Consider the following 11863-nt stretch of genomic DNA (forward strand, 5'->3'; position numbering starts at 1 on the left):
CCGAATGCCCCCTGCCGAACAAGCATGGGGCGTGCCAGCGCCTTTTATCACCTTGCATTCCCCAAACGAGCGCTTTCGTTGTCGCGCTCGTTTGGGGTACGTGCTTGCGCACTCCATTGCTGTGCAACGGCTTTCGCCGCCCCTCCAATCGGGGCTAAGCCAACTTTGTGCGCAAGCCTTCCCGCAAAAAGTGAAAAGTTTTTTAATTGCTGTTTACGAGCTTTTCAAATTCTTCGATTTCTTTCGTGTACATTTCAATTCCGCTCTTCCAGAAATCTTTCGTCGTAATATCAAAACCAGCCTGCTTGCACAGTTCCTCGCAGCTCATACTTCCGGTATGGCTCAAAAGTTCCGCATAACGGTCGGCAAAAGACTTTCCTTCTTTTTTGTAAATCGAGTAAAGCCCCGCACCAAAAAGGGTTCCGAACGCATACGGGAAGTTGTAAAAATCCAGAGCCGTTGAATAATAGTGACTTTTTACAGCCCACAAATATTCATGACGCTCGTCATTCAAACCATCACCGTAAGAATCAGCCTGAGCTTTTTTCATCAGATTATTAAAATCCTCAGCCGAAAGCTCACCGTCTTTTCGGGCTTCAAAAACGCTTCTCTCAAAATAGAACCTGCTCAAAATGTCTACGAGAGTCTGGCTCGTATCCTGCAAATCCAAATCAAGAATCTGAAGTTTTTCGCTTCCGCTGCATTTGCTCATCATATCCTGCTTTACGATTGTCTCAGCAAAAGTTGACGCAGTTTCTGCCAAAGTCATCGGGTAACTGTAGAATGCCGCCGGCTTACCTTTCATGCAAGAAAAATGGTACGCGTGACCAAGTTCATGTGCCAGCGTAATAATGTCGCTGAACGCGCCCGTAAAATTCGAAAGGATTCGGCTCTCGTTATTAATCGCAAAATCCTCGTCGTAGGCACCACCAACTTTTCCAGGCCGAACTTCCGCGTCAATCCAGTTTTTGTCGAACGCATTTCGCGCAAACTCGCCCATCGGCTTTGAGAATGAGTTGTAACGCTCGATTATGTAATCACGAGCCTCGTCAAAAGTCCAATTTTTTGAAAGGAGAGAATTCTTGTCGGATTCGTTCGCGTTTGCCATCGGAGCAAACAAGTCGTAAAAAGCGATTCCCTTTCCGTTCGTGCCGGCAGTCTCGCTCGCCGTCAATTTGTTTTCGCGAAGATACTTAGCTTTGAGCTGGAAATATTTTCTCCAGGCCGGAAGAGAATCTTCGATTGCGCCAATCAGCGCGTCCAAAGTCTTTTTTGAAAGGCGAGAAGAAGCCAAAGCGCGGTCAATTGCGTTCTGCCACTTTCGGCGTTTGTTCAGCGTTACAGTCTCGCCCTTCAAGTTGTTAAGGCAGGCCGCAATCGCAATCTCGTTCTGCTTTAAGAGCGCGATTTCTTTTTGCCATGCGGATTTTCGAACGTTCGCGTCGGCAGAATAAGCCTCGTTCCGAATCTCGTTGAAAGTCTTTCCGTTTTCGTCCTTCAAGTTCGAAATAATCTGCTCGTGCAAGCGGTCCCAAGCATCGCCGCCAGTTCTCTGCAAATCGCTCGCAAGATTCTCTTCCTGGGCGGACATTTGATGCTTCGTGTCTTCAAGAGTCTCTTCAAGAAGATATTTGTATTCTGCAAATTCCGGGAATCTCTTGTAAAAATCATCAAGATATTTTGAATTCATCAGAAGAACTTGGGAGAATTCAATGTCGATTTGATTGTAGCGAAGCCCGATTTCCTCGATTTTTGAAATATTGTTCAAAAAATCAGTGTTGGTCGTGTCCACGGAATAAATGATGTACGCATAGGCGTTGAGAGTTCCCGCAAGCGTCTGAACCTTGTCGTCAGCCTTCAAATATCCCGAAAGCCAAGCCGGAAAATCAAAATTCTCCGAGTGAGTTTTGATGAATGTTTTTGCGGACTGAAGAAGCTCTTCGAGAGTCTGCATTCCGTTCGTGTAATCGTCGATTGCCTTTTTGTATTCAGGCGAATTAATAGAAGAAAAAATGGAATCCAAGTTCCATCGTGGAATTTTATTATTGCTCATAATGCCTATTATACCCCGATAGTCGATTTGTTCCAGCCGTTATTTTTACAGTCGTGGAAAAGAAGTTTTCAGTTTTCTGCCATAAGGTGTGAGTCATGCTGAACTCGTTTCAGCATCCCTGCACCAAAACTGTATGCGGAGATTCCGAATCAAGTTCGGAATGACACATTTCCCTTCGGAATAACATGCAGAGAATGATAGAAAACAGTTTTTCAAAAAACGCGTTATCTATAAAATAAAAGCATGAATGAAAAAGAAAATGTTCTTGTAAGCGCGTGCCTTTTGGGCGTTGCATGCAGATATGACGGTTGCCCAAAGCCATGTAAAAGTGTTTTGGACTTAAAAGAAAAATACAATCTGATTCCAGTGTGCCCGGAGATTTTTGGAGGTCTTGCAACTCCGAGACCTCCGTGCGAAATAAAAAACGGCAGGGTCGTGACGAAAGCGGGTGAAGACAAGACCGAATTTTACGAGCGCGGCGCAAATGAAGTTTTAAAGCTCGCAAAGATTTTTAACGCCAAAAAGGCGATTTTAAAAGAAAACTCACCATCCTGCGGTCACGGTCACATTTACGACGGCTCGTTCACAAGAACGCTGGTTAACGGCAACGGAATCACTGCCGGGCTTTTAGAAGCAAACGAAATAGAAATCCGTGGGGAAAGTGAATGTTGACTGGCAATTTTGACACAGATGAACACGGATGAACGGAGATGGGACACGGGAAAACGGAAAGCTGAAAATTATTCAGCTCCGCAGTAGCAGACGGCTCGCTAAACGGACTGACGAAGAACGACATAAATTGCGTCAATAAAGCCATTTTTCCCCCTTACAACCTCGTGCACAAGAACTGCTCCGCTCGCTTTCGCTGTTCCAAGTCTGCTACACTACGGCTTAACGCCTACGTTCCGCCGACTTTCCACCGCTACAGCTCGCTACTTGGAACGCACAACGCGAAAGCCAAGATTGTAGTACTGGTCGTAAGCATAGCTGTTGCCCCTGAGGCTAACCAGGCAGCCGTAGTCGTCGAGGTTCCAACTGCCACCGCGGTTACAACGGTCGCGGCCGTTGTTGGAATCCCAAACCCATTCCCTGACGTTGCCGCTCATATCGTACAATCCGTAACCGTTCGGCTTTTTCTGTGCCACGGAATGTGTTGTTCCTCCGCTGTTGCTGCCATACCAAGCTACATCATCAACATTATTGCTTCCTGCATATTCGTAATTCTCTCCGCCTTTTGCCGCATACACCCATTCATCGTTCGTAGGAAGTCTAAATCCGTTTGCAGCGGAGTTCTGTGTGCCAGAACCTCGTATAGAATTACCTTTATGAGGTGTATATCCCCAAGTTGAAACATCGGTGTTGCCGTCAACTGCATAGACAGGCGTCATTCCACACTTTTCGCTTAACTTATTACAAAAATATATCGCATCATACCAAGAAACTTCCTCCACAGGATTGTTTTCGCCTTTGAAGTGGCTCGGATTTTCGCCCATAATGGCAGTGTAGAGTTTTTGAGTTACTTCTGTTTTTAACATTGCGAAATTCTGATTTGGAATATCTACCATATCAAAGTGGTCTGCAACAGCTTTCATAAAGTTAAGATTCTCAACACGCTCTTCTTTAGCTGCTGCAAGGCTCTTTCCTTTTGCAATAATTTCTTCCAAAGCCGCAAAATCTTCTTTTTCGCTTGCCACAATTCCAGTAATTTCCCGCAAATTCTGTACAGGAGTCATTGTTCTAGGTTGTGTCTTGCTTAATGTTGTTGTCTGCACAGTCTTTCCACTCACGGTGTTAATCACGCGGATTTTGTTAAAGTTGAAAGTGTATTCGCTCGGTTTGTCATCGGCTTCGGCAGTTGCCGTGTAATCTATTTCAAAGTAAATAATCGGGTCGCCACGAGTTAAAAGTGAATTGTACATATCCACGTTGTTTGTGTACTCCTCGATTACGTTGTCGTCAAGTTCCGTTTCCATGTCGGGAGCTTTCTTTCCGCTTAATGCCTCGTAGCCAACAATAAAGCTATCTGTGTAAAGCAGAACTCCGTCTGAATACAAAGAAAGATATGTTCTCCAGCCGTTCTGACTGCCTTCGTAGGTACCGAAGCTCACTTTTAGCTCTTCGCCCATCGAAGAAACGGTGCGAGTTTTTGTCAGAGACTTTTGGTCAGTTCTGATTTCTGCCAAAAGCGCACTGTCCTGAGCCTGTGTGCTTGCTTTAACCGCGTCGCAGTCTGCAAAAAACTTGTTCGTCAAATCTTGGTAACTCTTGATAACCAGCTTTTCACGGCGAGTTTTTGCAGCTTCTGTCGGTTGTCCATTTTCAAGCTCAACCGTGCTGTATTTTTTGTTGCGGATTCTCTTTTCTTCGCTCGCGCGGTCTTTTTCGAGCTGTGCATAAAGTTCCTGCGAACGGGATTCAACGCTGTTTCGGATTTCTACGAGAGCCTTTTTCTTGGATTCAATAATGTTTATCTGCCCCAGAACGCCTTGCTTGGCAATCTTTAATTTGCGGACTTCTGCAGCCTTTGCAGCCGCGTCTTTTGCAAGCAGGTCTCGCTGCGTTTTGAGTGCAATGCTTCGTTCCGCTTCAAGCTTTTTATCTTCGTCGGCACATCTCTTTTGTTCAGCAAGTTCCTGCTGACGTTTCTGTTCGGCTCTCTGTTTTTCTGCCAAAAGAGCCTTTTCCGCTTCGATTTTTTTGATGTTTTCGGTCGCAGAGAAATCCTCATCATACTGATTCTGCATTTTCTTTAGGGTTTCAACCGCAGAATTCAGGCGTGCAAGTTCTTTGTCATACTGAGCCATCATTTTTTGCAGATTCTCTTCGTTCTGCTTTGCGAGGGCCATCTGCTCGTCAACGGTAAAACCTGCCGAACCGGAAGTAAGAAGGCTTTTGTGCAGGTCTGAAAGTTCAATTCCGAGTTTGTTCGCAAGGGAAAGCGTGATTTCGTCCACGGCACCTGCCGAGCCGTAAAGATACTCGACCTCTGCGTATTCCTTGGAGGCAACGCTTTTTTGAGAACCGCTCGTAAGGTCTGTAAAATTTACGCTTATAGAATATCCTTTGCCAGTTTTTATAATATCCGTAAGAATTGCGAACTTTGCGCTCTCGATTTGCCCCTGTTCGATTGCGGTTGCCTCGTCGCGGGCGGCACTCTCGCTCTCGCGCTGCAATTTTTTTATGGTCGCCTCTACCCCGGAATCCACAGAAATCCTCATTCCAAGGTATTCCTGAGCGTTCGCTTTTATTTTTCCCTGAATCTGATTCGGAAGCCATGCCTTCTCTATTTCGGAAAGGTTCACGGTCTTAGGAAGTTCAACCTGAACAAGGCGAGCTTCTTGCGCCGTGGCTAATGCTACGCCCGCAGAAAGTATCACAACCAAAGCAATACTAATTTTTTTTAATAAAATCATTTTTTCTCCTTACCAGAAAAGTGTCGCAAACCGATGACGGTGCACTGTGCTGATACTGTAAACTGTAAAACTCGCGAACACCTCGAAAAAGTGGCTCTGCGAGTTTTTTAGATATCCTTATTAACAGTTGAAGAAACTGCCGTATCTTTCAAATTGAGTTTTTGCACCTACATAATCTGGATATACAGAAAAAGAATTTATGAACAGTCGATTTAGTTGTTCTCGAATAAGACGTTTATTTTTCACAGTAATATAAGCAAGGCAATCTGTTGCTTTCTGATTATTTTCAAATGGGATAGAATCTTCACCATATATTAAAAAACAACCGCTTTGCGCAATTTTCCGCTTGACAGAAAATGCCCCCACAAATGCAACAGGCTCATCAAAATTGCTCATAGCATTTTCAACAGTGATTTTTGGAAAAGCCTTTTCCAAAAATTCTTGAATCTCACAACATTTCCAACCATAACCAAGCAAAGCCCGCGCAAGAATCGCAGCATCATGAACTCGAGGGATTTTATAATCTATTACTTTGGAATTATATTTCCATGGGTTGAAAATCCAAACATGACCATCTTCATCTTCATCGCACTCAGATTCAACACAAAAATATAAGGCTTTTAGAGGCTCAACCGACCAATCTAGCAACCGAGTTGGTAATTCGTTGTGTTGTATATCAATCAATGCATTAGGCAATTCAAATTCAAAATTGTAGTTTAGATTTAATCGCTGAGAGAACTGTTTTGTATCAAGAATAATATCGTGTTCATTTAATTTGGCATTTCGAAAAACACTTGGCAGCAACTTCCAGTCCGTGCATCTATGACCTCGAAAAAACAAGTGTTTTTTACTCGGCGGATTATTAAAAGCAAAGATACCATCGTAAAGATTTTGAACAATTCTCATATATTCTGTAATATTGTTCACCTCAAATAGTTTTGTAACACCAGACTTTTCACTCATAAAAATCCTCCCCCATAAAACTCTAAGATCCATATATCAATTTCGCAAAACGAGCGTAGCGATGTTTTGCGAAATTGAGTTTTGTCAAACTCAATTATCTATAGATAATTGAGCCGCCTTGCGGCGGCGGGGTCTTGGCGGTTCCGTGTTTGGGCAGCAAAGCGTAGTCGAAGCCACAACCAGCCGTCCACCGAATACGTTCGTAAACTGCCTAGTGTAACTCAAAGCCAAATATGCGAGGTGGTGCGCGAATGTGCAAGTTGACTCGCCCCCTCAAAGTTGCGAGCCACGCGCGAGCAACAAAGTGCCTCTCAACCTCGGCGCCGTGCTTGTCGTGGCGAGGTTGAAGCCACTGCAAGTCCCTCCACCAGCACGCGAGTTTTGGGAAACACACGAGTGAATTTATATTCTCAAAGTAGATTTTTAGTGTTTCCGAAAACTCGCGGGAAACGCTAAAGTGAACTTATATTCTCAAAGTGAGCTTTTAGCGTTTCCATAAACGCTAAAGTTGACTCGCCCCCTCCCAAGTTGCGAGCCACGCGCGAGCAACAAAGTGCCTTCACAAAACGCGGCTCTCCTTGCCGCCGCGTTTTGTGAACCACTGCAAGTCCCTCCATCAGCACGCGAGTTTTCGCCAGAAAACTCGTAGGAAACGCTAAAGTGAACTTATAATCCGAAAAATAAACTTGTAGCGTTTCCCTGAATCGCATTATAATCGTAATGTTATGCTTTACTATCTTGGTGGGCTTTTGACCCAATATTTTGGACCTGCACGATTGTTGCAGTCTTATGCGGTACTCATCGTACTCGCTCTTTATTTTGGATTTTTATTCGTTCGTTACACGTTGCCGTTGTTTTATGACCATTTGCCGCATGACCGCGGCCGCGAATTCACGGTGAATGCAGAGGCGGCAAAAGGCAAACCGACCGGCTCTGGAGTGGTTTGGGTTTCGGCTTTCGTCGTAATCAGTTTGATTTTCGTACCTATCGACTGGGTAAAATGTTCTGTGCTCGTCCTTACATGGATAATGATGCTCACGGGCTACCTTGACGACCACAGCATAAACAGCTGGGGCGAATATCGAAAGGCACTTTTAGACCTTTTTATAAGTATTGCCGCAGCCGTTCTTATCGCAATTTATCTTATGAACATTGACGACGGAAAAATCTACTTTTGGTTTCCGTTCTTTACAAAAAAAGTCGCCGTCGCACCATGGCTTTTTGTTACGATTGCGGTAGTCCTTCTTTGGGCATCAGTAAACACGACGAACTGCACCGACGGCGTTGACGGCCTCAGTTCAACTTTGGTTCTTGTCGCACTGATTACTTTGGGAATTGTATTCTATTTTATCCTTGGTCACAAAGACATTGCAGCATATCTTCTTGTTCCGAACATTGAAGACGGAGCCGCATGGGCGGTAATGACATTCGCGCTCGCAGGCGTTCTTATGGGCTACCTGTGGCACAACGCGTACCCAAGCCACGTTCTTATGGGAGATGCCGGAAGCCGAGCGCTGGGATTCTACATTGGCGTGTGCGTCCTGATTACCCGAAACCCGTTCATGATTTTTGCCACTTCAACAGTAATTTTTATAAACGGCGGAATGGGACTTTTAAAAGTCTTCCTGAAGCGATTCTTCCACATTTCAATTCTTTCGAACATCCGCTTCCCGTTGCACGACCACATGCGAAAAAACCACGGCTGGTCGCCGACTCAGGTTCTCGTAAAGTTCCTGATTTTGCAGATTCTTGTAACAGTTGCAATCGTGGGCGTTATCTTTAAGATTCGATAGATTTTCAAAAACTCCGGCAATGACAGATGTTTCAAGTATGTAAATGACAGAATCTTCACTGTCGAGTTTCAAGACCTAATAAAAAATGCGGTGGTTGAGCGTAGTCGAAACCACCGCATTTTTTTTACACTGACTTATAAAATCGACATTTAACCTATTTGCAATTATTTCTGCAAAAAGAGCGCAGCAAGCGTTTCTGCATCCGCAATGATATTCTTTACGTAGCAATATTCGTTCGGCTGGTGACAAACTTCGTCCAAAGTGCTCCAAATAGCCGCGTTGAATCCGAGGCAACGAAGCTCCGCGCCGACAGTGCCTCCGCCGATTCCGATAGTTCTTGCCGTGCGACCGTGAGCCTCTTTTATTGCCGAGGCAAGCCGAGTCACAACAGGAGCGTCCGCAGGAGTTGCAGGAGACTCCGCAGCCTGAGGCTCGCTCACTTCAATCTTCACGTCATATTTCTGCTCAACCTCGCTCACACGTTTTTCAACTTCCTTTCGAACTTCAGCGAGCGTGTATTTTGGAAGGATTCGGCAGTCCATGTAAAAAATATCGTCGCCAGGAATAATGTTTATCGTTTCCACGTTCGACTCTTTTTTTGTCGGCTGGAACGTTGACCATGCAGGCGAGAACATTTCGTCCCGGTCACCAAAGAAATTCTCCAAATCGTTCAGGCGCAAAGCCAAATCGCAAGATGCAAGATGAGCGTTCCGTCCCTGGTCTGGCATTGAACCGTGGCTCTGCTTTCCAATTGTGTGGATTTTCAGCCAAAGAATATTTTTTTCCGCAATTTCGATTGTCTCACCTTTTGAGTCACCGCCGTCTGGAATCAGAATCAAATCTTCCTTTTTAAAAAGTTCCTTGTGCTCCCGCAAAAGAAATTTGATTCCGTAAGCCGACCCGAATTCCTCGTCAGCCATAAAGAGAAGCTTTACCGTGTGCTCAGGCACGATTCCGTTTTTAATGAACGCGAGGGCTGCAAAAACCCCGCTCACAAGCCCCTGCTGATTGTCCTCAACACCGCGACCGATGAGTTTTCCGTTTTTTTCGTCGTAAACAACTTTCCACGGGTCGCTGTTCCACATTTTAAGGTCTCCCGGCGGAACCACATCCATGTGAGCCATTACCCAAATCGAAAAATCATCACTTTTTCCAGGAATCGTAAGAATCATGTTCGGGCGAATTCCGCTCGGAACGCGCTCGTCCTTAGCGTCAAAACGTTCGATTGCGTTTTCGGCAAATCCAGAGTCAATCAAATATTTTTTGAGAGCCTCACATTTTTTGAGTTCCCCTTCCCCACCGCTTTCCGGTGCCATTGCCGGAATGGAAGTGAGCAAAGTTTCAAGCTCAATCATTTTTTTTTCGTCGGCGTTAATCGTCGCCTTTAATTTTTCAAAATCTGTCATTTATATCTCCTGATTTTTATTTTCATTTTTAAGTTTTTCAAGATGCATTCTCAGCTGCTCGATGAACGAAATCTGCTCGGACTTGAACGCAAGAACAAAATGCCGTTTTTCCTTAAGCTCTGCATTTTTCTTGCGGATAGATTCCTTGAACACTTCAATCCGAACGATAACATCTTTTTCTTTTGCGAACACGCGGATTTTCGCAAGGATTTTAAGCGAATAGCACAAGTCAATTGCAAAAACGCCGTAAAAAAATCCGATGAAAAACGAGAAAGAAAGATGCTCGGCAAGCCAATAAAGAGAATCCAGAATGTGGGGATGAATCAAAAAGTAGTAAAGCCCGCTCAAAATCCACCAGAAAAAGCTATACATCGGGCAAATGATTCCCTGAATATTTCCCCAGCAAGACGAATAGTCCCAAAGTTTTATCTTCATTCCGTGAATAAAAATAAGCCCCGCAATGTATTCAATTAACGTAATGACCAGCGCCATGATAACAAAAAGAATGCTTTTTTGAAGGACTGGATTTTCTATAAAACTCACGTCGATAAAACTCATCATGCAGAGCACGCAAAGACTGAACCCGTACAGAGGCAAATACGGCCCGACCAAAAATCCAGGATTTATCCACTTTCGCTCAGGATTATTGCCCGAAAAGAATCTCCGCCAGATTAATTCGAGGCTCCAGCCGATAAGGCTCCCGCCAAAAAACAAAAATGCAAGTACAAGTGGTAAAGTCATAAATTCCCCGCAAAGATTTTTATGTCTTCATTATATACTTTTTCGAACGAACTGTCGCCAGTAAGTGCCGCAAACATTTTTAGCCATGCAAATAATATAGAAAGAAGATACAAGATGACGTATTTTTTTTCAGTCTTGCGGTAAATGTCACAAAAACGTATACTTTTAAGACAAATTACATGAATCTGTATTAGATTAATTGTCCGCTGCAAATGATTCTTGTTTGGAATGCAGCCGCGCAGTTTATGTTGCCTCAAAAACTCCTGCGCGTAAAAATCAAAATCCTTATGGAGGTTCGTGAATGACTCACGCACACAAAAACCTTTTCAACTGGCTTTCTGACGAGATTAACGACACAAAAATTCTTTTCAGAAACATCCCTTCACTCACAATCGCATTCTTTTTTCTTTCTGTAGTTTGCGCAAATCTTATGGCAAACAAAGAGCTTGTGAATTTAAGTTTCGTCGCTTTTGACTGTGGCTTTGTTTTCAGCTGGATTATGTTTCTCTGCATGGACGTAATCTGCAAACGCTGGGGCGCAAAAGCAAGCATCAAAGTTTCAGTCTGCGCACTCCTCGTAAACCTTGCCGTTTCGGGAATTTTCGCACTGCTCTCAAAGGCACCTGGAATGTGGGGTGAGTATTACACAAACGAGAGTCTTGAAGTAAACACGGCTCTGAACAACACTTTCGGCGGGGCCTGGTACGTTGTTCTTGGCTCAGGGCTTGCATTCATCACCTCTGCCATCGTGAACGCACTCTTGAATTCCGCAATCGGAAACAGACTGAAGAAAAACAACTTCGTTTCTTTTGCGATTCGTTCATTTGCTTCAACAATGATTGGGCAGTTCGTTGACAATCTTATTTTCGCAACGGTTGTTTCAAAAATCTTCTTTGGTTGGACCTGGACTCAGGTTTTGGTTTGTTCCGCAATCGGGGCTGTAAGCGAACTTTTGGGCGAAGTCCTTTTCTCAGGCGTTGGCTACAAAGTCGTTCGCAGCTGGGAAAAAGACGGCGTTGGCGAGCAGTATCTCGATAAAATAAGGGAATCAGAAGCCGTTTAAGCCGATAAAAATCAGTTTTCAGATTTCTAACGCAGATAAACACAGATAGGCGCAGATTGGTCACAGAACTTAGAATATATCTGCGTTCCAGCTGCGCGTACCACGTTCATCTGCGTCAGAAAATTAACGGAAACGCTAAAAATCCACTTTGCGATTGCAAGCGAACTCGTGCGTTTCCCGCAAGTTTTTCCAGCGAAAAACTCGCGCTTTGGTGGAAACACTTGCAGTTACTCACGAAACGCGGCGACAAGCAAAGCCGCGTTTCGCGGGTGCAGTTTTGTTGCTCACGCTACGCTCGCAACTTTAGTGGGGCAAGCAAACTTACGGTGGTTGAGCGGAGTCGAAACCACCTTCATACACACAGATTAGCACAGATGGGACACAGATTTTTTCATCGGTGTCTTATCACTGTTTATCTGTGCCAGAAAAAT

8 protein-coding genes are annotated in these 11863 nt (G+C 44.4%); 3 read left to right on the forward strand and 5 right to left on the reverse strand.

The window, feature by feature from the left end; genetic code table 11:
- Nucleotides 1-202 precede the first annotated feature (202 nt).
- Nucleotides 203-2053 carry a M3 family oligoendopeptidase gene (locus tag JI65_RS12395; protein ID WP_191017099.1) on the reverse strand — a complete coding sequence of 617 codons (1851 nt, stop codon included), beginning with the start codon at nt 2051-2053 and terminating at the stop codon, nt 203-205.
- Between the two features lie 243 nt (nt 2054-2296).
- Here JI65_RS12395 and JI65_RS12400 point away from each other — a divergent pair, with 243 nt between their 5' ends.
- Complete coding sequence (locus JI65_RS12400; RefSeq protein WP_191017101.1) at nt 2297-2725, forward strand: 2-thiouracil desulfurase family protein; 429 nt, start codon at nt 2297-2299, stop codon at nt 2723-2725.
- Between the two features lie 260 nt (nt 2726-2985).
- On the opposite strand, the gene JI65_RS17415 is transcribed toward JI65_RS12400, so the two are convergent.
- Together JI65_RS17415 and JI65_RS12410 are read right to left on the reverse strand one after the other, a co-directional pair.
- Complete coding sequence (locus tag JI65_RS17415; RefSeq protein WP_242457237.1) at nt 2986-5466, reverse strand: SUMF1/EgtB/PvdO family nonheme iron enzyme; 2481 nt, start codon at nt 5464-5466, stop codon at nt 2986-2988.
- A 120-nt stretch (nt 5467-5586) separates the two neighbouring features.
- On the reverse strand, nt 5587-6429 hold the full coding sequence (locus JI65_RS12410; protein ID WP_191017104.1) for an FRG domain-containing protein: 843 nt from the start codon (nt 6427-6429) through the stop codon (nt 5587-5589).
- Between the two features lie 725 nt (nt 6430-7154).
- Between JI65_RS12410 and JI65_RS12415 the strand changes: the two genes are divergently transcribed.
- Complete coding sequence (locus JI65_RS12415; protein WP_191017107.1) at nt 7155-8222, forward strand: MraY family glycosyltransferase; 1068 nt, start codon at nt 7155-7157, stop codon at nt 8220-8222.
- Between the two features lie 164 nt (nt 8223-8386).
- Here the strand turns inward: JI65_RS12415 and JI65_RS12420 are convergent, their stop codons facing one another.
- Together JI65_RS12420 and JI65_RS12425 are read right to left on the reverse strand one after the other, a co-directional pair.
- Nucleotides 8387-9628, reverse strand: coding sequence for a M20 family metallo-hydrolase (locus JI65_RS12420; protein WP_191017109.1), 1242 nt, complete (start codon nt 9626-9628; stop codon nt 8387-8389).
- A complete protein-coding gene (locus tag JI65_RS12425; RefSeq protein ID WP_191017111.1) occupies nt 9629-10369 on the reverse strand; it encodes a putative ABC transporter permease in 741 nt (246 codons plus the stop codon).
- A gap of 301 nt (nt 10370-10670) precedes the next feature.
- On the opposite strand from JI65_RS12425, the gene JI65_RS12430 reads away from it, so the two are divergent.
- Nucleotides 10671-11432 (forward strand): VUT family protein, encoded by a 762-nt coding sequence (locus JI65_RS12430; protein WP_191017113.1) that lies wholly within the window; start codon nt 10671-10673, stop codon nt 11430-11432.
- The last annotated feature ends 431 nt before the right edge of the window (nt 11433-11863 follow it).

The sequence above is a fragment of the Treponema zioleckii genome (assembly GCF_014737315.1).
GTDB classification, from domain to species: Bacteria; Spirochaetota; Spirochaetia; order Treponematales; family Treponemataceae; genus Treponema_D; species Treponema_D zioleckii.

Bases quoted from the DNA above. Each gene is read 5' to 3' on its own strand.
- JI65_RS12395 (WP_191017099.1), bottom strand. From the start codon at position 2,053: ATGAGCAATAATAAAATTCCACGATGGAACTTGGATTCCATTTTTTCT.
- JI65_RS12400 (WP_191017101.1), top strand. From the start codon at position 2,297: ATGAATGAAAAAGAAAATGTTCTTGTAAGCGCGTGCCTTTTGGGCGTT.
- JI65_RS17415 (WP_242457237.1), bottom strand. From the start codon at position 5,466: ATGATTTTATTAAAAAAAATTAGTATTGCTTTGGTTGTGATACTTTCT.
- JI65_RS12410 (WP_191017104.1), bottom strand. From the start codon at position 6,429: ATGAGTGAAAAGTCTGGTGTTACAAAACTATTTGAGGTGAACAATATT.
- JI65_RS12415 (WP_191017107.1), top strand. From the start codon at position 7,155: ATGCTTTACTATCTTGGTGGGCTTTTGACCCAATATTTTGGACCTGCA.
- JI65_RS12420 (WP_191017109.1), bottom strand. From the start codon at position 9,628: ATGACAGATTTTGAAAAATTAAAGGCGACGATTAACGCCGACGAAAAA.
- JI65_RS12425 (WP_191017111.1), bottom strand. From the start codon at position 10,369: ATGACTTTACCACTTGTACTTGCATTTTTGTTTTTTGGCGGGAGCCTT.
- JI65_RS12430 (WP_191017113.1), top strand. From the start codon at position 10,671: ATGACTCACGCACACAAAAACCTTTTCAACTGGCTTTCTGACGAGATT.